Annotated in this window: 20 protein-coding genes and 1 tRNA gene; 6 read left to right on the top strand and 15 right to left on the bottom strand. The window is 66.6% G+C overall.

Annotated features, from left to right (window positions below):
• Entirely contained in the window at positions 1-3,228 is a 3,228-nt protein-coding gene (locus ASG67_RS08975; RefSeq protein ID WP_056528524.1) for an efflux RND transporter permease subunit, read from the top strand.
• Positions 3,229-3,581: 353 nt separating this feature from the next.
• Here ASG67_RS08975 and ASG67_RS08970 read toward each other — a convergent pair.
• The 5 genes from ASG67_RS08970 to ASG67_RS08950 form a co-directional block, all read right to left on the bottom strand.
• Positions 3,582-3,656 (bottom strand) — tRNA-Glu (locus tag ASG67_RS08970).
• 40 nt (positions 3,657-3,696) lie between these two features.
• Positions 3,697-5,454: a single-stranded-DNA-specific exonuclease RecJ gene (gene recJ / locus ASG67_RS08965; protein WP_056528521.1), complete on the bottom strand. Its 1,758-nt coding sequence runs from the start codon at positions 5,452-5,454 to the stop codon at positions 3,697-3,699.
• Positions 5,455-5,789: 335 nt separating this feature from the next.
• Positions 5,790-6,482: a prolyl hydroxylase family protein gene (locus ASG67_RS08960; protein WP_056528518.1), complete on the bottom strand. Its 693-nt coding sequence runs from the start codon at positions 6,480-6,482 to the stop codon at positions 5,790-5,792.
• A gap of 138 nt (positions 6,483-6,620) precedes the next feature.
• Positions 6,621-7,544: an RcnB family protein gene (locus ASG67_RS08955; protein WP_056528516.1), complete on the bottom strand. Its 924-nt coding sequence runs from the start codon at positions 7,542-7,544 to the stop codon at positions 6,621-6,623.
• Between the two features lie 117 nt (positions 7,545-7,661).
• Positions 7,662-8,198 carry a (2Fe-2S)-binding protein gene (locus tag ASG67_RS08950; protein ID WP_056529176.1) on the bottom strand — a complete coding sequence of 179 codons (537 nt, stop codon included), beginning with the start codon at positions 8,196-8,198 and terminating at the stop codon, positions 7,662-7,664.
• Between the two features lie 94 nt (positions 8,199-8,292).
• Here ASG67_RS08950 and ASG67_RS08945 point away from each other — a divergent pair, with 94 nt between their 5' ends.
• Positions 8,293-9,093 carry a DODA-type extradiol aromatic ring-opening family dioxygenase gene (locus ASG67_RS08945; protein ID WP_056529173.1) on the top strand — a complete coding sequence of 267 codons (801 nt, stop codon included), beginning with the start codon at positions 8,293-8,295 and terminating at the stop codon, positions 9,091-9,093.
• Position 9,094: 1 nt separating this feature from the next.
• Here the strand turns inward: ASG67_RS08945 and ASG67_RS08940 are convergent, their stop codons facing one another.
• The 7 genes from ASG67_RS08940 to ASG67_RS19200 form a co-directional block, all read right to left on the bottom strand.
• The gene (locus ASG67_RS08940; RefSeq protein WP_056528513.1) at positions 9,095-9,856 is read right to left on the bottom strand and encodes a class II aldolase/adducin family protein; all 762 of its coding nucleotides are present in this window, start codon (positions 9,854-9,856) and stop codon (positions 9,095-9,097) included.
• Between the two features lie 18 nt (positions 9,857-9,874).
• Positions 9,875-11,023, bottom strand: coding sequence for a CaiB/BaiF CoA transferase family protein (locus ASG67_RS08935; protein WP_056528510.1), 1,149 nt, complete (start codon positions 11,021-11,023; stop codon positions 9,875-9,877).
• A 49-nt stretch (positions 11,024-11,072) separates the two neighbouring features.
• Positions 11,073-12,389, bottom strand: coding sequence for a diguanylate cyclase (locus tag ASG67_RS08930; RefSeq protein WP_056528506.1), 1,317 nt, complete (start codon positions 12,387-12,389; stop codon positions 11,073-11,075).
• Positions 12,390-12,531: 142 nt separating this feature from the next.
• Complete coding sequence (locus ASG67_RS08925; protein WP_056528503.1) at positions 12,532-13,716, bottom strand: acyl-CoA dehydrogenase; 1,185 nt, start codon at positions 13,714-13,716, stop codon at positions 12,532-12,534.
• A 76-nt stretch (positions 13,717-13,792) separates the two neighbouring features.
• Positions 13,793-15,964, bottom strand: a complete 2,172-nt coding sequence (locus ASG67_RS08920; RefSeq protein ID WP_200940752.1) for a TonB-dependent receptor — start codon at positions 15,962-15,964, stop codon at positions 13,793-13,795.
• Positions 15,965-16,049: 85 nt separating this feature from the next.
• Positions 16,050-16,388 carry a hypothetical protein gene (locus ASG67_RS08915; RefSeq protein ID WP_056528500.1) on the bottom strand — a complete coding sequence of 113 codons (339 nt, stop codon included), beginning with the start codon at positions 16,386-16,388 and terminating at the stop codon, positions 16,050-16,052.
• Positions 16,385-16,561 carry a hypothetical protein gene (locus ASG67_RS19200; RefSeq protein WP_200940751.1) on the bottom strand — a complete coding sequence of 59 codons (177 nt, stop codon included), beginning with the start codon at positions 16,559-16,561 and terminating at the stop codon, positions 16,385-16,387. The genes ASG67_RS08915 and ASG67_RS19200 overlap by 4 nt, the downstream gene beginning before the upstream one ends.
• An 89-nt stretch (positions 16,562-16,650) precedes the next feature.
• On the opposite strand from ASG67_RS19200, the gene ASG67_RS08910 reads away from it, so the two are divergent.
• Positions 16,651-17,268, top strand: a complete 618-nt coding sequence (locus ASG67_RS08910; protein WP_056528497.1) for a helix-turn-helix transcriptional regulator — start codon at positions 16,651-16,653, stop codon at positions 17,266-17,268.
• Here ASG67_RS08910 and ASG67_RS19195 read toward each other — a convergent pair.
• Positions 17,265-17,435 (bottom strand): hypothetical protein, encoded by a 171-nt coding sequence (locus ASG67_RS19195; protein ID WP_200940750.1) that lies wholly within the window; start codon positions 17,433-17,435, stop codon positions 17,265-17,267. The two genes, ASG67_RS08910 and ASG67_RS19195, sit on opposite strands and share 4 nt — an antisense overlap.
• Positions 17,436-17,552: 117 nt before the next feature.
• Here ASG67_RS19195 and ASG67_RS08905 point away from each other — a divergent pair, with 117 nt between their 5' ends.
• The 3 genes from ASG67_RS08905 to ASG67_RS08895 all read left to right on the top strand — a co-directional run bounded on the left by ASG67_RS08905 (position 17,553) and on the right by ASG67_RS08895 (position 23,949).
• Positions 17,553-17,777, top strand: coding sequence for a hypothetical protein (locus ASG67_RS08905; protein WP_056528494.1), 225 nt, complete (start codon positions 17,553-17,555; stop codon positions 17,775-17,777).
• Positions 17,778-17,875: 98 nt separating this feature from the next.
• Positions 17,876-19,840: an autotransporter assembly complex protein TamA gene (locus tag ASG67_RS08900; RefSeq protein ID WP_056528492.1), complete on the top strand. Its 1,965-nt coding sequence runs from the start codon at positions 17,876-17,878 to the stop codon at positions 19,838-19,840.
• Entirely contained in the window at positions 19,840-23,949 is a 4,110-nt protein-coding gene (locus tag ASG67_RS08895; protein ID WP_056528489.1) for a translocation/assembly module TamB, read from the top strand. Before ASG67_RS08900 ends, ASG67_RS08895 begins: the two co-directional genes overlap by 1 nt.
• Here ASG67_RS08895 and ASG67_RS08890 read toward each other — a convergent pair.
• Positions 23,943-24,341: a PIN domain-containing protein gene (locus ASG67_RS08890; RefSeq protein WP_056528486.1), complete on the bottom strand. Its 399-nt coding sequence runs from the start codon at positions 24,339-24,341 to the stop codon at positions 23,943-23,945. The two genes, ASG67_RS08895 and ASG67_RS08890, sit on opposite strands and share 7 nt — an antisense overlap.
• Positions 24,341-24,613 (bottom strand): hypothetical protein, encoded by a 273-nt coding sequence (locus ASG67_RS08885; protein ID WP_082543425.1) that lies wholly within the window; start codon positions 24,611-24,613, stop codon positions 24,341-24,343. The genes ASG67_RS08890 and ASG67_RS08885 overlap by 1 nt, the downstream gene beginning before the upstream one ends.
• Positions 24,614-24,643: the final 30 nt, after the last annotated feature.

The following is a 24,643-nucleotide window of genomic DNA, read 5'->3' as shown; positions in this document are numbered from 1 at the left end:
ATGATCGCGCGCATCGTCAATTGGGCGGTAGAGAAGCGCTGGCTCGTCCTGCTTCTCACCGCCATCGTCGCCGTCGTCGGCGCCTGGTCACTATTTCGGCTGCCGATCGACGCAGTGCCGGACATCACCAACAATCAGGTCCAGATCAACGTACGCGCGCCGGCGCTCTCGCCCGAGCTCGTTGAGAAGCAGCTATCGTTCCCGATCGAAACCGCGCTGGCTGGCATCCCCGGCCTCGACAACACGCGCTCGCTCAGCCGCAACGGCTTCGCGCAGATCACTGCGGTCTTCGACGATTCCACCGACATCTATTTCGCCCGCCAACAGGTCGGCGAGCGGCTGCAGGGCGTCGCGGAAAGCCTGCCCGATGGCGTGAACCCGGAGATGGGGCCGATCGCGACCGGCCTTGGCGAGGTCTATATGTGGACCGTCCGGCTCGATCATCGCAAGGACGACGAGCATCGTCGCGGCGAGCCGGGCCAGCAGCCCGACGGCAGCTACATCACGCCCGAGGGCGAGCGGCTGACGAGCGAGGAGGACAAGGCGACCTATCTGCGCACCGCACAGGACTGGATCGTTACGCCACTGCTGAAGAATGTCCCTGGTGTAGCGGGTATCGACTCGATCGGTGGGTATGCGAAGCAGTATCTGGTTGTTCCCGACGTCCAGAAACTGGCGGCGCTCAAGATCACGCTGACCGACCTCGGCACCGCGCTCGAGAAGAACAACACCAGCGTCGGCGGCGGTTTCGTCAACCGCAACGGCGAGGGTCTGGCGGTCCGCTCGGACGCGCTGTTGCGCAATGCGAGCGAACTGGCCCGCACCGTCGTCGCCACCCGTGAGGGCGTGCCGATCACGCTCGATCAGGTCGCGACCGTCCGCACCGGGCAGGCGATCCGCATGGGATCGGCATCGGAAAACGGCACCGAAGTCGTCGTCGGCACCGCGATCATGCGGATCGGCCAGAATAGCCGTAACGTGGCGACCGCCGTCGCCGACCGACTGAAGGCGATCAACGCCTCGCTGCCGCCGGACGTGGTCGTGCAGCCGGTGCTCGATCGCACCGCGCTGGTCAACTCGACGATTCGGACGGTGGCGAAGAACCTGTCCGAATGCGCGCTCCTCGTCATCGTCGTCCTGTTCCTGCTGCTCGGCAACTTCCGCGCCGCGCTGATCGCCGCGGCGGTCATCCCGGTAACGATGATGCTGACGGGGTTCGGGATGCTCCGGCTGGGGGTCTCGGCGAACCTAATGAGCCTCGGCGCGCTCGACTTCGGGCTGATTGTCGATGGCGCGGTCATCATCGTCGAGAATGCGTTGCGCCGTCTTGCCGAGAAACAGCATTATGAACGCCGTTTATTGAGCATCAAGGAGCGGCTGGATGCGGTCGCGACCGCAACGCGCGAGATGATCCGGCCGTCGGTGTACGGGCAGGCGATCATCATCCTCGTCTATGTGCCGCTGCTGACCCTCTCCGGCGTTGAAGGCAAGACGTTCGTGCCGATGGCCCTGACCGTCATCATCGCGCTACTGTTCGCGTTCGTCCTGTCGCTGACCTTCGTGCCCGCGACGATTGCCATATGGCTATCGCGGAAAGTGAACGAAGAAGACGGGCGGATCATTTCGTGGCTGAAACAGCGCTACGAACCGGGCCTCGAAAAGGCGATGAAGCGGCCGTCGATGACCATCGGTGTTGGCGTCGTCAGCCTCGTGCTGGCGGCGTTCGCCTTCACGACGCTGGGGCAGGTGTTTCTTCCTCAGCTCGACGAGGGGGACCTGCTGATCCAGGCGCTTCGCATCCCCGCGACGTCGGTCCAGCAGAGCCAGGCGATGCAGGTGCCGATCGAACGGATGGTGTCGAAACAGCCGGAGGTGCGGTTCGTCTTTTCCAAGACCGGCACCGCCGAACTGGCCTCGGACCCGATGCCGCCCAACGCGACCGACATGTTCGTCATCCTGAAGCCGCATGACGAATGGCCCAATCCCAAAGTGGATAAGTCCGCGCTGGTCGAGCGGCTGGAAACCAAGCTCGAGCAGTTCCCAGGCAACGCGTATGAGATCACGCAACCGATCCAGATGCGGTTCAACGAGTTAATTGCGGGCGTGCGCGACGACATCGCGGTCAAGGTGTTCGGCGACGACTTCGGCGCCATGAACCGCACCGCCCAACAGATCGCCGGCGTCCTGCGCAAGACGCAAGGCGCGGTAGACGTGAAGGTCGAACAGACGACAGGACTGCCGATGCTCGACATACGGGTAAATCGTGATGCGATGGCTCGTGTCGGCGTCACTGCACAGGACGTACAGGACACCATCACCGCCACGATCGGGGGCCGTGAGTCCGGCATGATCTTCGAGGGTGACCGGCGCTTCCCGGTCGTCATACGCCTGTCGGACGCCGAACGGGCCGATCTGGGGCTGCTCGAGCAGGTGCAGGTCCCGGTTGCGGGCGGTGGCTACGTGCCGTTGTCCAGCGTCGCCGACATCGGTGTCGTCGACGGGCCGAACCAGATCAGCCGCGAAAACGGCAAGCGCCGCGTCGTTGTCCAGGCGAATGTGCGCGGACGCGACGTCGGCAGCGTGGTGGCGGACGCACAGGCCGCGTTTTCAAACGGAGTGCGTTTGCCTGCCGGAACCTACCTCGAATGGGGTGGGCAGTTCGAGAACCTGGAGTCCGCCAGCCAGCGGCTTCAACTCGTGGTGCCGGCATGCTTCGTACTGATCCTGCTACTGCTTTACGGAGCATTGGGATCGGTGCGCGACGCCGCGATCGTATTCACCGGCGTGCCGTTCGCACTGGTCGGCGGCGTGCTGCTGCTGTTCGTGCGCGGCATGGACTTCTCGATTTCGGCGGCAGTGGGGTTCATTGCGCTGTCGGGAATCGCGGTGCTCAACGGCCTCGTGATGGTCAGTTCGGTGCAGGACCTGATCAGGTCGGGCATGAACCGGGCCGAGGCGGCGCGGGCAGGGGCACTCCAGCGGCTGCGCCCCGTCGTCATGACCGCGCTCGTTGCAAGTCTCGGCTTCGTTCCGATGGCATTCGCGACTGGAGCTGGCGCGGAAGTGCAGAAGCCGATCGCGACCGTCGTTATCGGCGGGTTGATCTCAGCGACGTTGCTGACGCTGTTCGTGCTGCCGACGCTCTACGCACGGTTCGGGCAGCAGACGGTTAAGATCGATGACCCGGACATGCAGAACGACACCGCGCCGCTGTCGAGCCCCGCATGATCACGCTGGATGAAGATGATTGACCCACGGCAGCGCTCAAATTTGTATTAATTTAGTCGATGGGGGATCTTGATCGACTAAATCGGTGCGGTTGCTGAACACGGGCGAAGACAATATTGATGCATCAGGGCCGCATAGTTTTGCGGTCGAGGCGAAACTGATTGGATTGACCGGCCGCATAGCTAACATGTTTGAAAGCTGCTTGACGAGCTGGATAACCGTTAGAAATTGAAAATGCCGCCGAGAGAACCTTTATGGGGCTGCGACACTATCAGTTGCTAATCAACCTTGTAGAAGGTTGGTCGACGAGCCCTTAATATCAATAGTTGCAATTCCGCCGCTTAGGCGGGCGATGGTGACCCCTACGGGAATCGAACCCGTGCTTCAGCCGTGAAAGGGCCGCGTCCTAACCGCTAGACGAAGGGGCCGTCGGGCGTGGGGGTCGGTTAGGGCAGAGAAACGCGTACGTCAATCCGCCCATGCAGCATCTTCGACATGAAGTTCGGCGGCGGGGCGTGATCCCCAGTCGTCGAGGCGGGCGCGGCCGGCCAGCCAGAGGCGGCGATGGGGGGGGCAGGCGAGCAATGCCTGACCCAGATCGGTGTCGGCGGCGCGGAAGGCCATGGCCTTGATGCTGCGGCCGTCGTCGCCGGCGGCAATGACGCGGATGTGGCCGTTGCCGACGATATCGACCTTGATGAGGCGGAACGGGCCGGCGGCGACGCGGGGGGCGGGCCAGCCGGCGCCGTAAGGGCCACCGACCTCCAGCGATTCGACCAGCGCGGGGGTGACGCCGCCGGGGGCGAGTACCGCGTCCAGCAGCAGCGCGCGATCTTCGCGGGCGCGGGTGACGGTGTCCGACAGGCGTTCGTTCAGGAAGGCGCCGAGGGCGGGGAGGTGCGCTTCCTCGATCGTCAGGCCGGCGGCCATCGCGTGGCCGCCGCCGGCGACCAGGAGGCCGTGTTCGCGCGCGGCCATGATCGCGGCGCCGAGATCGACGCCGGTGATCGACCGGCCCGACCCCTTGCCGATGCCGTGTTCGTCCACGGCGACGACGACGACGGGGCGGCCGAGCCGTTCCTTCAGGCGGCCGGCGACGATGCCGATGACGCCGGGGTGCCAGCCCTGACCCCAGACGAGGATGACATTGGCCTGTGCGTCGATGCGCAGATCGGCCTCGACCTGCACGGCGGCTTCGATCGCGCGCCGTTCCTCGTTCAGGCGGTCTAGTTCGGCGGCGAGAGTGCGGGCCTCGTCCGGATTGGTGGTGATGAGCAGCCGGGTGCCGAGATCGGCGCGACCGACGCGGCCGCCGGCGTTGATGCGGGGGCCGAGCGCGAAGCCGAGATCCTGCGCGGTGGGCGCGCGGGTCAGGCGCGACGCCTCGATCAGGGCGGAAAGGCCGATGTTGCGGCGACCGGCCATGACCTTCAACCCCTGCGTCACGAAGGCGCGGTTTAGGCCGCGGAGCTGGGCGACGTCGGCGACGGTGCCGAGCGCGACGAGATCGAGCAGGTCGATCAGCTTCGGTTCGGGGCGATCGGCGAAGAAGCCGCGATTGCGCAGCGTGCGAACCAGCGCGGCGGCGAGGAGGAAGCACATGCCGACCGCGGCGAGATGGCCGTGCGCTGCGGCGTCGACGGCCTCGTCGAGGCGGTTGGGGTTCACCAGCGCGTGGGCGGGGGGCAGGGCGCTGGAGCATTTGTGGTGATCGACGACGACGATGTCGGCGCCGTTGTCGCGAACCGCCTCGAACGCGTCGAACGCCTGTGCGCCGCAATCGACGGTGAGGATCAGCGACGCGCCTTCGGCCGCCAGCCGGGCGAGGGCGGCGGCGGTGGGGCCGTATCCCTCCAGCAGGCGATCGGGGATGTAGGGGCGGGCGATCAGGCCGAGATCGGCGAGGACGCGCGCCAGCAGCGCGGTGGAGGTGGCGCCATCGACATCGTAATCGCCGAAGATCGCGACCTGCTCGCCGGCCTGCACCGCATCGGCGAGCCGGGCGGCGGCGCGGTCCATGTCGCGGAAGATCGACGGATCGGGCATGAAATGCCGGATCGACGGGGTGCGGTGCGCATCGATCGCATCGGGCGGGCAGCCGCGCGACAGCAGGAGCTGGACGAGCAGGCCGTCACCGCCAAGGGCACCGTCGCGGGCATCGGCGGACAGCGATCGCCAGCGCCAGGGCTGGCCGAGAATGGACCGGGTGACGCCGAGCACGCTCATGCCGGGGTGATCCGGCTGGGGTGTCGAAAGCGTGGAAAGTCCCGAAAGTCACACCTCGCACGCGGGCGCGACGCGCGTGTGCGCGAGGCCGGGGTAGTTAGGGCGGTAATGGCCGCGCAGCCAGCAGTGATCGGCCCGGCTTGGTTCGATGGGGAGTGTCGGGTTTCGATCGCTGTGTTCATGAACGTTCGGGTCTCAGGAATTGAATGGACTCGGGTGCTTTCGAGTGGATCAGTTCCGGGCGACCCTCACCCTTCCGGCGCTTTGCGCCTCCCGCCCTCTCCCGATAGGAGAGGGACAATCGTCTTTGTCACGAACATTGTCTGTAGGACAGGTTATTTGATCCAGCGTTCTTCGCGAAACCATTTGGTGACGATGTATTTCACGCCCTCGACCACGGGCATCCCCTCATGAATGGTCAATTCGTTGGGGCTGCCATCGGGCTTCATGTTGTTCCATGCGAGCATCATGCCGCGCCGGGGGGCGACCTTGATGCCGGCTTGGGGAAACCACGTGGCGCCACCCTCCGTGACGTCGTTCAGGTAGATCATTGCGGTCCACGTCCGCTGACCGCCTTCCTGCAGCATCCGCTGCCAATAGCTTTCGCTTTCGTGGAAATAATCGTGGTGCGCACGGAACTGCTGGCCGGGGGCATAGCGCTGACCCTGCATGGTTTCGCCGTGGAGCGGATCGATACCGAGGAGCGTCGCGATCCCCTCATCGATTGGCTGCACATCGGGCGACCAGCGATCCATGTCGCAACTGTCGCTGGTGCGAAAACCCTGATCGTTGCGATCGGATAGCAGCGTCGAGGGCCGGCGATGCGCGTCGATCATCGCGATCAGCCGGTCGCAGGTCGCGGCGTCGAGGAAGTCGGGGTGGAAATAGACCTGTGCGCCCTGAATAGCGGCGCGTTCCACCGCGGGGTTCGCATCGAGCCGGGCGGCCACTTCTGCGCCGACGCGCTGGCGGAGCGGAGAGATCGACGGTTTCTTGCGCGTCGCGGCGCGGGGCGAGAACAGGCTCATGATCGATCTATTTTCGGGCGTGGGCCGATGGAAAGCAAGGGATCGATGCTGCCGCGATCCATGTGTCGCAGCCCGGTCGAGTCAATCAGTAACCGGTGGCCGCGTCCCGCTGAGCGGGACGCGGCCGATCGTCCGGTTCTACCAGAAGATGCCGTATACCGCGTCGATCACCTGCCCGCTGCGCAGGTCGACGAGCAGCGCGTCGTCATAATAACGGACCCAGCGATAGGGGCCGTACGCCTCCGGCAGGCGATAGGACCATGGATCCGAAATCCAGTAATTCTGGCTCCAGAGCACTGACGACAGGCCGGCGCCGACACCGAAACGGCGATAGCCGCGATCCCAGCCGTTGGGCGCGTAATAGCGCGGCAGGCGATAGGCGCCGCGATTGGTGGTGCGATAGCGGTTCCAGTCGTAGCGGTTTTCGTTGCGCCAGCCGCGATCCCAATTGTTGCCGCGGCGATCGTTGCCCCAGTCGTTGCCACGATCGCTGCCGGCGAAGCGACGGTCGTTGCTCCAGTTGCCGACCCGGTCGCGGTCGTTGAAGCGGCTGCGCGTCCAGTCGTCACCGCGACGGTCGTTGCGGTCGCCACGGTTGTTCCAGTCGCGGCCATCGTTGCGGGGGTTGCCGGCGCGGTCGTCCCGGCGGTTGTCTATGCCGCGTTCGGCGCGGCTGCCGTCGCGCCAGGTCGCGCTGCTGTCGGGACGGCCGCGATCGCTGGGCTGGAAATCCGGGCGCCGGGGTTCAGGGCGGTCGCCCCTGTCGCCCCGATCGATGCCGCCGCGCAGGCCGTCGTTGCGATCCGGGCGTTCCGCCGCCGGATCACGCCGGTCGCCCTGGAAGCCACCACGGCGGGTGTCATCGCGCCAAGGTGCCTGACGCGCCTGACCGACATCCGGCGCGGCGTCCGGCGCGCGTTGACGGTCACCACGCACATCTCCGCGCATGTCACCGCGCATATCTCCACGGGGGCGATCGCCGCGGCGGTCGGGTTCCTGTGCGGTGGCGATAGTCGGCATCAACATCGTCGCGGCGAGCAATGCTCCGATCAGCTTACGCATCCTTGTCGTCCTTTATCGCCGGCGCACTTGCCGGCCCTGATGATGGACGAGTTGTGCCATGAACAGGTTGAGGCGAAGCTGAATAGTGTCGTCAGCCTCGCGACAGCTTTCGATCCGTCATCGCGGCGAGAGGGCGGGGACGACGCGGGCGGCATCCGCCGGTTCGATACCGGGGCGGGCGCCCGCCGGGATCATCTCTTCGCCGCGCATCGCGGCGGCGGCGCGGCGGATCGCGTCGGTCAGGCGGGGGTAGATGCCGCAGCGGCAGATGTTGGTAATGGCGGCGCGGATCGCATCCTCGTCCGGATCGGGATTGCGGCGGATCAGCGCGGCGGCGGCCATGATGATGCCGGGGACGCAGAAGCCGCACTGGACGACATTATTGGCAAGGAAAGCGAGTTGCAGCGGATGGTCGCGGCCGGTCGACAGACCCTCGATCGTGGTGACGAAGGTGCCCTCGGCCTGCGCGATGGTCATCCGGCAAGACCGCACGGCGCGGCCGTCGACATCCACCGTGCAGGCGCCGCAATGACCGGTGCCGCAGCCATATTTGGTGCCGGTCAGGTTCGATCCGTCGCGCAGTGCCCAGAGCAGCGGGGTCTGCGGGTCGATCTGATAGGCCACGGGCTGGTTGTTGACGGTGAGGCTGGTCATCGCCGGCGATTGTAGGCGACCGGCGCGACGGGCGAAACGACTCGTTTCCGGCGGCGATGTTGATGGCGGGCGGGGCAGCGACGACATGGGGGGTATGACGCTTCCCACGCTTTTCGTGCCGCATGGCGGTGGTCCGTGCTTCTTTATGGAAGCAGGCGGCGGGCCGCCCGATCCGATGTGGCGACCGATGGAGGCGTATCTGGCCGGGCTGATTGCCAGCCTGCCCGAGCGGCCCCGCGCGATCCTGATGGTGTCGGGGCATTGGGAGACGCCGACCGTGACGGTGCATGTCGGCGAGCGGCCGGCGTTGCTGTATGACTATTACGGCTTTCCCGAGCATACCTATCATTTGCGCTGGGATGCGTCGGGTTCGCCCGATGTGGCGCGGCGGGCGGCGGCATTGCTGCGCGCGGCCGGGCATGAGGTAGCCGAGGAAGCGGCGCGAGGCTGGGACCACGGTGTGTTCGTGCCGATGATGGTGGCGGTGCCGGGGGCAGATATTCCGATGGTGCAGATGTCGCTGCGCGCGGATCTCGACCCCGACGCGCACATCGCGATCGGGCGGGCGTTGGCGCCATTGCGAGACGAGGGCGTGCTGATCGTGGGATCGGGTATGAGCTTCCACAACCTGCGCGCGCGGGGGCCGCAGGTGACGGCGGTGGCGACCGAGTGGGACGATGCGCTGTCGGCAGCGGTGACGGAGGCCGATCCCACGCAGCGACGCGCGCGGGTGGCGGCGTGGGATAACCTGCCTCACGCCCGCTTCGCGCATCCCGAGGCGGAGCATCTGTTGCCGTTGATGGTCGCGCTGGGCGCGGGCGGGGATGACGCGGCGGTACGGGATTACCGGGACGTGGTGATGGGGTGGGTCGTCTCCGGTTATCGCTTCGGCTGAATCATTCGCGCCAGCTCGTGTCGCGCTTCTCGATCAGGCGGACCATGGCGGCGAAGTCGGCGGCGCCGGGGCCACCGGGCACCTGCGCCATGTGCAGGTCGCGCTGGTGGACAGCAACGACCTCTGGCGCGACCTCCAGCGGGGTGCCCATCGACAGGGTGGCGAGCTGGATCTCGCAGGCGCGTTGCAGCGCCCAATGCTTCACGAACGCCTCGGGCAGGGTGCGGCCCATGACGAGGATGCCGTGGTTGCGCAGGAACATCATGCGCTTGTCGCCGAGATTGCGGACGAGGCGTTCGCCCTCTTCGGAACGGACGGTGACGCCCTCGAAATCATGATACGCGATCTGGCCGGCGAAGTTGCAGGCGTAGAAGTTGATCGGGCGCAGTCCACCCTCGACCGAGCTGACCGCCATTCCGGCGGTGGTGTGGGTGTGCATGATGCAATGCGCGTCGGGCAGGTGGCGGTGGAACACGGCGTGCTGAACGAAGCCGGCGCGGTTCACGGGATAGGGGTTATCGTCCAGCTTGTTGCCGTCGATGTCGATCTTGACGAGGCTGGAGGCGGTGACTTCGGAGAAGTGCAGGCCGAACGGGTTGATGAGGAATGCGCCTTCCTCGTCCGGCACCTTCAACGTGATGTGGTTGTAGATCATCTCCGACCAGCCGAGCATGTCGAACACGCGGTAACAGGCGGCGAGCTGCTGACGCGCCTCCCATTCGGCCGCGGTGGTTTCCGGGCGGATTCGGGCGGCGGTGGCCATGACATGCTCTCCTGATTTTTATGCTTCTTTATCGCATGACGGCGGGCGCTTGGCCAGCAGGGGCGCGGCGCGGGGCGGGGCGAGATCGGCGTCGGAAAAGCGGATCGGGGTGCGGATGCCGGGGACGGTGGAGCCATCCGGGCGGGCGGCGTCGATCGCCATGCCGCGCGCGATAATCTGCGGATCGGCAAAGGCCTGCGCCACGCTGTTGATCGGGCCGGCGGGGACGCCGGCGGCGTCGAGGCGGGCGAGGAGATCGTCGCGCCGGAAACGGTTCGTGGCATCCTCGATCGCCAGGGTGAGGGCGGCGCGGTGTTCGACGCGCAGCGCATTGGTGGCGTAGCGGGGCTCGTCCATCGGCAACCCGACAACGGCGCAGAAGCGGCGGAATTGCGCGTCGTTGCCGACCGCCAGGATGAACCAGCCGTCGCTGGTCGGGAATACCGCATAGGGCGCGATATTGGGATGCGCGTTGCCGGCGCGGGTGGGATCGACGCCGCCCGCCAGCCAGTTCATCCCCTGGTTGGCGAGCACGCCGGTCATCGTGTCGAGCAATGCCATGTCGATCTGCTGCCCTCGCCCAGTCCGCTCGCGCTGTGCCAGCGCGGCCTGAATGGCGATGACGGCGTAGAGGCCGGTCATGATATCGGCGAAGGCGACGCCGATCTTTTGTGGTGGGCCGGCGGGGTCACCGGTCAGGTCCATGATGCCGCTCATTCCCTGCACCACGAAGTCATAGCCGGCGCGGGGTGCATAGGGGCCGTCCTGCCCGAAGCCGGTGATCGAGCAATAGACGAGGCGGGGGTGGCGCGCGGCCAGCGATGCATAGTCGAGCCCGAAGCGCGCAAGGCCGCCGACCTTGAAATTTTCGATCACCACATCGGCGTCCGCGATCAGCGCGTGGACGCGGGCGAGGTCGGCGGGGTCGGTGAAGTCGGCAACGATTGAGGTCTTGCCGCGATTACAGGCGTGGAAATACGCGGCGTCGCGACTACCGTCGGGATTATCGATGAAGGGTGGCCCCCAGCGGCGGGTGTCGTCACCTTCCGGGCTTTCGACTTTCACCACTTCGGCGCCAAGATCGGCGAGAGTCTGACCCGCCCAGGGGCCGGCGAGAATGCGGGCGAGTTCGACGACCTTCAGGCCGGTAAGGGGGGCGGCGGACATTACGGCAACTTAGCAGAATATCGCTACCGGCGCCTCCCGGTGCGAGCAGTCAGCAATAGACCGCGTCATAGACCACCCGGTTCCGGCCGCCGTTCTTGGCCATATACAGCATCTGGTCGGCGGCGTTCAGGTTGTTGTCGAGGCCCTCAGCGGGCTGGATCAGAGCGGCACCGATCGAGGCGGTGATGCGCAGCACGGCATCGTTGTAGGGAATGCCGATATTCTCGATCGTCGTGCGGATCGCGTCGCAGCGGGCGTGGACCTCGTGCTGCGGCAGATCAGTGAACAGGATGATGAATTCCTCGCCGCCGAACCGGGCGGTGATGGCGTTGCCGCGCGCGCAGCAATCCTCCAGCACGCGGGCGACCTGCTTGATAACCTTGTCGCCGGCATCGTGGCCGTACCGATCGTTGACCTTCTTGAAATGGTCGATGTCGAGGATCGCGATCGATCCCTGCCCATCGTTAGCGCGCAGGTCGTCAACCATCGGGTGCGCGCGTTCGAAAAAGGCGCGCCGGTTGTACAGCGAGGTCAGCGGATCGCGGTCGGCCAGGAAGCGCAGGTGCTTGATCTGGCCGAGCGTGTCGATGTTGCTTTCGATCCGGTAGCGGACCTCCTCGGTGATGAAGGGGCGATAAATGAAGTCGGAGGCGCCAGCCTTCAGGAACTGGGCGGAGAGAAACGGATCGGACGAAGCGGAGATGCCGATGATCCTGATCCGGTCCGCCGCATAGCGCGCGCGGATGCGGCGGGTGAGTTCATGGCCGTCCATGTCCGCCATGTGATGATCGGTAATGACCAACTGGATGGCGTCGTCATCGGCCAGTATGCGCAGCGCTTCGGCCCCCGATGCAGCCTGGAAAATGCGATAATGCTGGTGGCGCAGCAATTGCGCCAGCACCGAACGACCGCTTTCCATGTCATCGACGATCAGCACCGACGGTGCGAGTTTGTCGGTGAAGCGGGCGACGGTCCTGACCACATGGTCGACGATGTCGTTCGCGTTCTTGAAGAAATAATCGATGATGTTCGGCGACGTGAATCGCTCGCGCGCCTTGCGGTCGAGTGTGGCGGTGAACAGGATCGTCGGCACGTCATGCTGTGCCAGCAGGTCGATGATCTCGCCATCGGGGGCGTCGGGCAGGTTGATGCCGGTGATGGCGAGGGCGGGTGCCTGTTCCGACAGCGCGCGGGCCGCTTCTGCATAGGTCTTCAGCCACACGACGTTCGCGGAGATGGATGCGCGAAGCTTACTTTGCAGCAACATGCCCAGCGCGACCGAGTCCTCGATCAGGAAGACATCACGGGAAGGTGCCTTGGCGGCATGGATTGGCGCCTTGCGATCCTGCTCCCGAAAACGTGTCATGATGGTGCGTTGTCGTCCCACAAGCGCGCACCGACCCGGCGTCGGTTATCGCCACTGATGCGGGCCTAGGAGAAACAGCCTTTTATTTGGTTACCGGCAGCGGCGCCGACTTCACATTTGTTGTTTTTTGGCGTCGCGAGCGTCAGAATGCGGCGATACCAGTGATCGCGCGGCCGAGGATCAGGGCGTGGACGTCGTGCGCGCCTTCATAGGTGTTGACCGTCTCAAGGTTCATCAGGTGGCGCATGACATGGTATTCGCCCGAGATGCCGTTGCCGCCATGCATGTCGCGAGCTATGCGGACGATATCGAGCGCTTTGCCGACATTGTTGCGCTTCACAAGACTGACCATTTCCGGGGCGAAGCGGCCTTCATCCATCAGACGGCCGACGCGCAACGATGCCTGCAGGCCCAACGCGATCTCGGTTTCCATGTCGGCAAGCTTCTTCTGATAAAGCTGGCGACCGGCAAGGGGCGTGGCGAACTGCTTGCGGTCGAGACCGTACTGGCGCGCAGCGTGGAAGCAGAATTCGGCGGCGCCGAGTGCGCCCCAACTGATGCCGTAACGGGCGCGGTTAAGGCAGCCGAAGGGGCCCTTCAGCCCCTCGACATCGGGCAGCAGCGCGTCATCGCCCACCGCCACCTCGTCCATCATGATCATGCCGGTGATCGAGGCGCGCAGCGACAGCTTGCCTTCGATCTTGGGTGCGACGAGGCCCTTCATGCCCTTTTCCAGGATAAAACCACGGATCTTGCCGTCATGCGCGTCGGATTTGGCCCAGACCACGAAGACGTCGGCGATCGGCGAGTTGCTGATCCACGTCTTGGCGCCGGAGATGACGTAGCCGCCCTCGACCCTCTTGGCGCGGGTCGTCATACTGCCGGGGTCGGAACCGGCATCGGGCTCGGTCAGGCCGAAACAGCCGATCCATTCTCCCGACGCCAGTTTCGGTAGGTATTTCAGGCGCTGTTCCTCGGACCCGTAGGCGTGGATCGGGTACATCACGAGGCTAGACTGGACGCTCATCATCGAGCGATAGCCGCTGTCGATCCGCTCCACTTCGCGCGCGATGAGACCATAGGCGACATAACTGGCACCGACGCCGCCATATTCAGCCGGTATGGTGGGGCCGAGCAGGCCGAGATCGCCCATCTCGCGGAAGATCGCGGGATCGGTATGTTCATGGGCGAACGCATCGACGATGCGCGGCAACAACCGGTCGGTCGCATAGGCGCGCGCCGTGTCGCGGATCATCCGTTCGTCTTCGGTGAGTTGATCGTCGAGAAGGAAGGGGTCTTCCCAGTCGAACCTGCCCATGCCTGCCATCTGCCGCTCTCCGTTTGGAAGAGGCGGTACGGGGATGGCGGCGTCGGGGCAAGTCCGACTTGGAGACAGGCGACGCCTAGAGGTGGAAGCTCAGTGTAGCGCGCAGATCGCGGCCGCTGAGCGGGGCGAAGTCCTTCAGGAAGCTGACATGGCGGCGGGCGTTCACGTCGAAGATGTTGTTGGCGCTGAGCGTCAGCGTCGTCTGGTTGCTGGCGCCGAACGGCTTCAGGGCGAGGCTGGCGTTGACCAGCGTGAAGCCGCCAGTGGGCGTTTCGAACTGGGTCACGCGGTCCTGTTCGAAGCTGTGTTCGACTTCGGCGCGCGCGGTCAGGCGATCGCCCTGCGCTTCGAGACCGCCGAGCAGGCGCATCGGCGGGATACGGGGGACGGGACCCTGATCGACGATGCGGGCATGGACCCAGTCACCGAGCAGATCGGCGTTGATCTTGTAACCGGCCAGCTTGGCGAGGCGGACATTGCCCTGCGCTTCCAGCCCGTAATAGCGCGCATCGGCCTGCGCATATTGGAAACACGGCAGATCGACGGTGCGGCCGGACGGTGCGGCGGCGGTTTCGCACGCAACGGGATCAACCTGATTGTCGAAGATATAGTTCGAGAACCAGTTGTAATAGGCGGCGGCGTCGAAGCTCCAATTCTCGCGGTGCGCGTGCAGCGTCGCTTCCAGTCCCCATGACTTTTCGAGGCGGAAATTGGGGTTGCCGAGCTCGTAAGACTGCGTGCCGGCATGGGGACCGTTGGCGAACAGTTCCTCGGCCGACGGTGCCCGTTCGGTGCGCGACCCGTTCAGGCCGATGCGGATGTTCGGGGCAATTTCGTAGGACGCGCCGAGCGAGCCGGACACCGCGCGGAAATCGCGGCCGCCGCGGGCGAAGCGATCGTCGCCGACCACGGTGCGGGCGTCGACCGATGTGGTTTCATACCGTGCGCCCGCTTCGGCACGAAAGGCGCCCATGCTGTATTGTTGCAGCGTAAAAAGGCCAACCTGGCTGGTTTCGTTGCGCGGCAGAAATGCCTCGTCGCCCTCGACGTCAAAGCGGCGGTTGAACACCTGCACGCCGGATGCCCCCAGCCAGCCGCCATGGTTCGCTTGCACGAACTCGAGGCGCCCCTCGAGTCCTTGGTTCTTGAACGTTGTGCCGACCGCACCCGAGGGGTCGAGTTCGGAATGGGTATAGTTCGCCATTGCCGCGCGCAGGCGGATGCGGTCGAGGAAGCCGCCGCCGGTGTCGACTTCGGCGCGCAGATCGACCCGGTCCTGCTTCAGGTCGATGCGGGGGGCCTCCTGCTCCTGACCCTGTTCGGTGGCGTAGCGGATGGGGACGCCGTACAGGCTGTCGTAGCGGCTGTACGAGATGCCGATATTGCCGCCGTCGCGGATCAGCGCGGCGCCGACGCCGACATTCCACGTCTCGGATGCGGTATTAGGCAAGCGACCGCGGATGGCGGCGTTGCCGGCGAAATCGATCGCGTCCTCGCCGGGTTCGACCGCCTGCGGGGGCAGGGCGGCGGTGGCGAGCGAGGCGGCACGTTGCTGCTGGGACAGGGCGTAGCCGCCGATCTTCAGGTCGTTGGTCTTCAGGTACGATCCGTCGGCATGGACGACGAAGCCTTCGCCCACCGCGACGTCACCCGCCGCCCCGCCGGACCGCTCGTTAGCGGCGGAGCCATAGGTCAGGTTACCGGCGACCCGGTATCCGGCCTCCGGCACGCTGCGTGGGATGCGTGTGTCGATGACGTTGACGACACCGCCGACCGCCGACGATCCGAACAAAAGGGCAGAGGGGCCGCGCAGCACCTCGACCCGCTCGGCAATCAGCGGATTGATCGCGACGGCGTGATCGACGCTGGTGTTTGATACGTCGATCGAACCGATGCCGTCGGTCAGCACGCGGATGCGCTCACCCTGGAAACCGCGCAGCACGGGGCGCGAGGCGTTGGGGCCGAACGAGGTGGCGGACACGCCGGGCAGGCGGGCGAGCGTCTCGCCGATCGTCGGGCGCAGCGCGCGCTGAAGTTCTTCGCCGCTCATGATCGAGGTGCCGGACAGCACATCGGCCTCGCTCTGCTGAAACGGTGCGGTGACGACGATCTCGCCACCGCGATCGGCTTGGACGGGCTCGGCGGCGGCGGTCGGCGCGACGGGTGCGTCGACCGTTGGGCCTTCTGCCGACGCCGGTGTGTGGATGGCCAACAAGGCGGTGCCGGCGAGGAGGAGGGGACGCATCATCGAACTGAAAGCTCCGCGGGGGAAAGGTCGCACAGCTTCGTAACGATCGTGTTACGTTATATCAACAGTATATTGCAGCGCATCATCATGCCTCCACCAGCGTCAGCGCGGACAACTCAATCTGGCATTCGTTGCCGACGGGCGACACCCGGTCAACCGTCAGGTCGCCGAGCAGATCGCGGCCGGGCACCAGTTGTGCGGACGGCAGGGCGGCGAGCCATACGGTCAGCGCCGGACTGGCGATGGCGGTCAGCAGGATGCTGTGTTGGGCGCCAACGAAGGTCGCGCTCGCCCAATCGCGAGTCGCGCTCGCGACGAGATGGACGGTGCAGCCGTTCGCCGCGGCATCGGCGATCAGTGCGCGGATCAGCGGCAGGGCGGGATCGGTCGGCAAGCGCCGTTTGAAGCGGGCGAGGAGCGTCATGCCTGGGCATCCGCGATATAGGCTTCGACCTTGGCGGTGATTTCCGGCCCTGGATCCCGGCCGCGGCGGAGATCGAAGATCAGACGGGGGTCGTTGACCGCCTCACGCCCGAAGCGGGAGACGGAGATACCCGTCTCCCGCAGATAGCGATCGATCTTGATGAGCAACGACATGACGGACCCCGCGAATCTAATATTACGTTCTTGGTCTGTTCCTCCATTTCCAACTTGTCTAGGAATTATTCCTACGATAATGATCCGGCATGGCGCAGGACGATCCGCGAACCGCGCTGGCGGCTCTGGCCGCGGCGAGCGGCACCAGTCTGGCGGCGTTGTCGCGGATGCTGGGGCGCAATGCCGCCTATGTTCAGCAATATGTACGGCGGGGGACGCCGCGATCACTGGTGGAGGAGGACGTGGCGCGTCTGGCGGCGTTCTTCGGTGTCGCACCGGCCATGCTGAGTGGACGCGCGGTGGCGGCGATGTGGCGGGTGCCGCGCTTGGACGTGGCGGTGTCGGCAGGGCCGGGCGCGCAGGTGGATGACGAGGTGGCCGTGGGGACCGACCTGATCGATCCGTCACTGGCGCGGCGGCTGGGCCTGTCGCCGGGGGCGGCGGCGATCCTGCGGGTCAAGGGCGATTCGATGGAGCCGGGGCTGTTCGACGGCGATCATATCCTGGTCGACACCGGTGATCGCCGGCCGGGGCCGCGCGGCGGCGTGTTCGTGGTGCGGATCGATGGCGCGACGATGGTGAAGCGAGTGGCACTGCGCGGCGGCGTGCCGGTGGCGAGCAGCGACAATGCGCTCAGTCCGCCCTTACCCGACGCGCCGGTGGAAATGATCGGCCGCGTCGTGTGGCAGATGCGACGGCCGCGTTAGCGGCGGTCTTTTAACCAGATGAGCAGCGCGGCCGCGCCACCCGCGGCGAGCCCGATCAGGAAACCGGGGGTGGCCTGTCCAAAGGCGAAACCGATGGCGACGCCGACCAGCGGCCCGATCGCGATGAGGACGCCGCCGGCGGCGGCGGGAGGGGATCGATCCGACATGGCGACAACCCTGCCACGCCCGGCGGGCGGACGCTACCCGGTGATGGTGCCGCGTCGATGCGGCGAGCCGTTGCGACGGGCGATTGACGAACGTGTCCGCGGACGGGATGGGAGGCGATGCCGTCTGCCCGTTACATCGCCCCGTATATCACCGACGCTGGTCAGGCCGCGACGGCCGCCGAACTGATCGCCGCCTTCGGCACCGATGCCGCGACCGAGGCCGCCGCCCGCGCCGACCGCAGCCGCGATTTGGGCAATCACATCCATTTCTGCCGCTGGCGGCAGGTCGAGCGGCTGATCGTGATCCTGTCGGTCGACGAGGCGATCGGGACGGTGCACTGATCCGGGGTGACCGCGGCTGATCGAAAGTCCGGTTGTTCCGTCGATATTCCCGGATCATAGGGGTAGGTATCGGACCGGAGCGGAGCTAGAGGGCGAGCATGGAATGCCGCATCCGGCGGGCGGGCCATGCCGCCGCCGTCTGTCTTGCCCTGGCCGGATCGCCTCTTTCGGCGCAGGGCAATGCCGTGCCTGCCGCCGGGCAGACGCCCGCCGTCGGCACAGAAACAGTCGATCCCAACGCGCCGCTGGCGCCGCTACCCGATATCGGCGTGGACTGGCCGACGCTCTCCGTCGAACCGGTCGATCCGCAGGCGGTGGCCGCGACGACCGACGTCACCGCCGAGCGCCGATATACGTGGCGGATCGACGGGATCGAAAAGGTTGCGACGCCGCTGCTGCGCCAGCGTTTCGCCGAGAACTCGACGCTTGACGCCAATGACGGCGCGGTGGCCAATGCGGCGCAACTCGATCGTCGGGCGCAGGAGGATGCGGCACTGCTCCTCACGCTGTTGCGGGCGCAGGGATATTATGATGCGCAGGTGACTACGCGGGTGGAGCCGGGTGCGCGACCGCTGGTGGTACTGGATACCGATCCGGGTGGGCTTTACCGGTTCGCGGGGGTCACGCTGGCCGGGGTGGATGCGGCGGGGGACAAGACCACGGTGCTCAACACTGCCTTTGCTGTGAAGGCAGGTGACGCGGTCGATGCCGATGCGGTGGTTGCTGGGCAGACCGCGCTGGAGACCGCGATCGGTCGCGCGGGCTTTCCTTTCGCCAAGGTGGGCGAGCCGGCGATCGTGGTCGATCGCGCAGCGAAGACGGCGACGCTGGACCTGAGCGTTCAGCCGGGCGGCGCGCGGCGGTTCGGCGATTTCGTCGCGCTGCCGGGCAACAGCGTATTCGGGCCGGATCACGTCGCCGATATCGCCCGTTTCCGGCGGGGGGCGACGTTCGATCAGTCGCGCGTCGACGACCTGCGCCGGGCGCTGATCCAGACCGGACTGGTCGCGGCGGTGGAACTGGAATCGGTCGAGGGCAGGGAGCCTGGCACCGTCGACGTCGCGGTGAAGCTGGACCCCGCCCCGCCGCGCACCGTGGCGGGCGAGCTGGGATACGGCACGGGCGAAGGCGCGCGGCTGGAACTCAGTTGGACGCACCGCAATCTGTTCCCGCCCGAAGGCGCGCTGACGATCCGCAGCGTGCTGGGAACGCAGGAGCAGCTGTCGTCGCTGGTCTATCGCCGCAACAACTTCCAGGCGCGCGACCGGGTGCTGACGTTGCAGGCGGCGGCTGCCCATCAGAATCGCGATGCATACGACGCCAAGACCTATTCGCTGTCGGGATCGCTGGAAAAGCAGACGAACATCTTCTTCCAGAAGACCTGGACATGGTCGCTGGGAGCGGAGCTATTGGCGTCGGACGAGCAGGACGTGTTGCTCTCGACCGGCTTGCCGCGACGGCGGACGTTCTTCATCGGCGCGCTGCCGACCAGCCTGATCTATGATGGCACCGACGACCTGTTGAACCCAACGCGCGGGTTCCGGCTGGGCGGGCGGTTGAGCCCTGAAGTTTCTTTGCAGGGCGCGGTGTTCGGTTACGCGCGGACGCAGGTCGATGCCAGCGTCTATCGCAGCATTGGATCGCGTGTGGTGCTGGCTGGGCGGACGCGGCTGGGCACGATCGTCGGCGCGCCGCGGGACGCGGTGGCGCCGTCGCGGCGCTTCTATGCCGGTGGCGGCGCGTCGGTGCGGGGGTACGGATACCAGTCGATCGGGCCGCGCGATCCCAACAACGATCCGATCGGCGGCCGCAGCCTGACGGAATTCGCGATCGAAGCGCGGGTGAAGGCGTTTGGCAATTTCGGGATCGTGCCGTTTCTCGACGCGGGCAACATCTATACCTCGCCGTTGCCGGGCTTCTCCGGCTTTCGCTACGGCACGGGTCTGGGCGTGCGATACTATTCAAATTTCGGGCCGATCCGGCTGGACGTCGGCACGCCGATCAACCCGCAGCCGGGTGATTCAAAGATCGCGGTGTACGTGTCGCTGGGGCAGGCATTCTGATGCGGTGGCGGCGATGGATTGCGGGTGCGATCGCAGCGCTGGCGGCGATCGCCGCGATGGCGCTGATCCTGGTCGATACGCCGTGGGGTCATCGGCTGGTTGCGGAGCGCATCGGCGCGATCCGGACGGCGAACGGGCTGCGCTTTGCGGTCGGGCGGATCGACGGGTCGCTTTATGCCGACACGCGGTTGAACGACCTGCGCGTCTATGACGTCGACGGACTGGTGTTCAGCGCGCCGCGTGTCGAGCTGGACTGGGCACCATGGCGCTGGTTGTGGAACGAGCTGTCGATCGACCGGCTGGCGATCTCCGAGGCGCGGCTGGCGCACGTGCCACACACGCGGGTGACGGGAAAGCGTGGTCCGATCCTTCCCGATTTCGACATTCGCATCGGCCGCGTCGATGTCGGCCGGCTGGTGCTGGCGCCGCCAGTATTGGGGCGCGAGCGGGTGGGGCGTCTGGCGGGTGAGGCGGATATCCGGTCGGGCCGAGCGGTGGTAAAGCTAAATGCGCTGGTCGAGGGGAGCGACCGGTTGCGGCTGGCGATCTATGCGGCGCCGGCGCAGGACCGCTTCGATATCGATGTGCGCGGGGCCGGCGCGGCCGGCGGCGTGCTGGCGAAGGCGGTGGGCGTCCGCGGACCGTTGACGCTGACGGTGGCGGGTGACGGCAGCTGGGCACGGTGGCGCGGAGACGCACGGGCGGAGGTGGTTGGCGCTCGCGTCGTCGATCTGGCGCTGACCGCGCAGGAGGGACGCTATACGCTGGGCGGCACGATCGCGCCGGCATCGTTGCTGACGGGCAAGGCGGCCCGGCTGGCGGCGCCGCGTCTGCTGGTCGAGGGGGCGGCGACGTTCGCGAATCGGCGGCTGGACGGGCGGCTTGGTCTGCGCTCGGCGGCACTGGCGGCGGAGGCAGATGGCGAGATCGATCTGGGCGCTGGCGTCTATCGCAACCTGAAGATCCGCACGCGGTTGCTGCGGCCGGCGGCGCTGTTTCCGAACATGAGCGGGCGTGGGATCGAGTTGCGCGCCATCCTCGACGGGGCGTTCGCAACGGCGAAATACGACTATCGATTGATCGCCGACCGGCTGGCGTTCGACGATACCGGGTTCGAGCGGGTGCGCGCCGGTGGCGTCGGGCGGTTGTCGCCGTTTCCCACGACGGTGCCGATCCGGGTGACGGCGGCGCGAGTGACGGGCGTCGGCAATGTCGCGGGCGGTATCCTGAACAACCTGGCGATCGACGGCGCGCTCCGACTGGCGCCACCGACGCTGACGGGCAGCAACCTGCGGCTGCGATCGGACAAGCTGCAGGGGCGGATCACGCTGGCGCTCGACCTGCGTACCGGCCGGTATCAGGTGGGCCTGGGCGGGCAGCTCGCCCGGTATCTGATCCCCGGTATCGGCGTGGTCGATGTCGATTCGACGTTGCAGGTCGTGCCGGGACCCAATGGCCATGGCACCCGCATCGTCGGGCGCGGTGTGGCGCAGGTGCGACGGCTGGACAATGCGTTCTTCCGGTCGCTAACGGGCGGATTGCCGCGGATCGTGACCGGGCTGGAGCGGACGCTGGACGGCATCCTTCATTTCAACGGCCTGCAATTGACCGCGCCGGGGTTGCGGCTGAGCGGTAACGGCTATCGCCGGCGGGACGGGACGTTCCATTTCGAGGGAACGGGGCGGCAGGCGACCTATGGTCCCGTGACGCTGATGCTCGACGGCCCGATCGAACGGCCGACGATCGACCTGCGGCTGGCCCGGCCCAATGAAGCGTTGGGATTGAGTGATGTGCGCGCGCATCTTGACCCGACCGTGGCCGGCTTCGCGTTCGTGGCGGCGGGCGGATCGCGGCTGGGTCCGTTCCGCGCAAATGGGTCGATCCTGTTGCCCAGTGGGCAGCAATCCTCGGTCGCGATCGACGCAGTGGATGTCGCGGGCGCGCGGGGGCGGGGCAGTCTGGCGATCGTCGATGGCGGGTTCGACGGCCGGGTGGCGGTGACGGGAGCGCTGTCGGGCGAACTGCTGTTCCGGCCGGTCGGTGAGGTGCAGCGGATCGAGGCGCATCTCGACGCGCGACAGGCGGCGTTCGACGGCGCGACGCTTCGGGTCGGGCGGCTGGACGGTTCGGTGCTGCTGGCGGAGGGCGGGCCGGTGATCGATGCCACGGCGCGGGGGTTGGGCCTGCGTTATGGCGGACTGTCGCTGGCACGGTTTGCAGGCACCGCCAAGCTGACGAATGGCACGGGCGAAATCCGCGCGTCGATCGCCGGGTCGCGGGGGCGGGCGTTCGATATCCAGACGGTGGCACAGGTGCGGCCCGATGGTTTTACCGTGAACGTGCAGGGGACGCTGGATCGCCGGTCGCTGCAATTTTTGGCGCCGGCGGTGATCGCGCGCGATGGCGATGGCTGGCGCCTGCAACCGACGCGGCTGACCTTTGCGGGTGGCGAGGCGCGGTTGGCGGGACGCTGGTCCGCCGGTGGCGTGGCGGTGGACGGCAGCGTGACGAAGATGCCGTTGACGATCCTCGACATCGGTTTTCCCGGACTGGGGCTGGGGGGCAGCGCGTCCGGCACGCTGAGTTTGGCGGCGGCGGCGGGGGGTGCGCCGACCGGGCGGGTCGATATGACGGTGCGCGGGCTGACGCGGGCGGGATTGGTGCTGAACTCGACCCCGATCGATGTCGGCGTCGCGGGCGTGCTGCGCGCCGATCGCGCCGGACTGCGCGCGGTGATGGCATCGGGTGGCAAGACGATCGGGCGGGCGCAGGCGCAACTCGCGCCGCTGGGCAGCGGATCGTTGGCGGCGCGGCTGGCGGGTGCGGGGTTGTTCGCACAGTTGCGCTATGCCGGGCCGGCTGATGCGCTGTGGCGGCTGACGGGCGTGGAGCTGTTCGACCTCTCGGGGCCGGTATCGATCGGCGCCGATGTGACCGGGCGACTGGGCGCGCCGGTGATCCGTGGTGCGTTGCAGACCAACGGCGCCCGCATCGAAAGCGCGACGACGGGGACGCTGCTGACCAATGTGCAAGCCAGCGGCCGCTTCGCCGGATCGCGGCTGGCGATCGACCGGTTCGGCGCGGATGCCGGGCGTGGCGGTCGGGTGACGGGGGCGGGGCAGTTCGATTTCGCCGCCGCCAACGGCATCGGCCTGGACCTGAAGTTGCAGGCGGACAAGGCGGTGATGATCGCGCGCGACGATATCGGCGCGACCGTGACCGGTCCGTTGCGGTTCCTGTCGAACGGCACGGGTGGGACGATTTCGGGTGAAGTGACACTGGACGCCGCGCGATATCGCCTGGGTCAGGCAACGGCAGCGACGGCGGCTCCGAAGCTGAACATCCGCGAGATCAACGTGCCGGGCGGCGACGAGGGCGACGATCGCCCGACCGCACCGTGGACGCTGGCCCTGAACGCGCGGGCACGGACCGGCGTGATGGTCAGCGGACTGGGCCTGACCAGCGAATGGTCGGCGAACCTGCAGATCGGTGGCCAGCCGGAAAACCCGGCGATCACCGGGCAGGCGCGGTTGATCCGCGGCGATTACGAATTTGCCGGCCGCGAGTTCGAACTGTCACGCGGCGTCATCCGCTTCGGTGGCGAGACGCCCGCCAATCCCGCGCTGGATATCGAGGCGAATGCGGACTCGACCGGGCTAAACGCATCGATCCGCGTGACGGGCAACGCGCTGAAGCCTGAGATCGGCTTTTCCAGTGTGCCGACGTTGCCCGAGGACGAGTTGCTGTCGCGGTTGCTGTTCGGCACGTCGATCACCAACCTGTCCGCGCCCGAGGCACTGCAACTGGCCGCTGCGGTGGCGGCGTTGCAGGATGGCGGCAATGGCCTGAACCCGATCAACGCGGTGCGCCGGGCGGCGGGCCTCGACCGGCTCCGCATCCTGCCAGCCGATCCGCAGACCGGACAGGGCACGTCGATCGCGGCGGGCAAATATGTGACGCGACGTCTCTATGCCGAGATCGTAACTGACGGGCAGGGTTACTCGGCGACACAGGTAGAGTTTCAGGTGACGCGCTGGCTCTCGCTGCTGTCGAGTATCTCGACGCTCGGCCGGCAGAGCGCGAACGTGCGGATATCGCGGGACTACTGAGCCGGGGCGGGCCAGATATCGAGCGAGAGGCCGGGAATGTTGCGGAAGTCGTCGCCGTTGATGGTGACGAGCGTCAGGCTATGGATGATCGCCGTGGCGGCAATCAGCCGGTCGAGGATGCGCGGGCGGGAGAACCCGCAGGCGCCGACGATGTTGGTATAGGCGGCGACCACCGGTGGATCGAGCGGCAGGATATCGACGGCTGCGACCAGTGCGTCCGTTGCCGCGCGCCGGTACGCGGCGAAGCGCGGATGGGTGTGAACGCCGCCCTCCATCTCTACCCATGTCATCAACGAGATGGCAGGTCGTTGCGACAGGGCTATCAGGCGGGTGGTCATTTCGCCATGCCCATCGCGCAGATAGATCGCGATGTTGGTGTCGATCAGATGCATCAATAAAGGCCGGGTCGGTCAGGAAACTCGAATCGTGTATCCTCCCGATCGAAGGTTGGCCGCGGCGCATCCCCCCATACATCGCGCAGCCGCGTGACGAGTTCCGTCAGCTTGCGCTTCTCCTCCGTCATGTCGACGCTCGCGCGCAGCGTGATCGTGTCGCCGACCTGTTCGATCACCACCGGCACGCCGGCTTCGAACCCCAGGCTCCTGGGCAGGCGAACGGCGACGCTGTTTCCGCTTTTAAAGGTTTTGGTTTCGATCACGCCCATGGCCATGCTCCTGGTATGCACGCGTATATA

This window comes from Sphingomonas sp. Leaf339, from assembly GCF_001426195.1.
Taxonomy (GTDB): domain Bacteria; phylum Pseudomonadota; class Alphaproteobacteria; order Sphingomonadales; family Sphingomonadaceae; genus Sphingomonas.
This window is presented reverse-complemented; position numbering and strand designations above follow the sequence as displayed.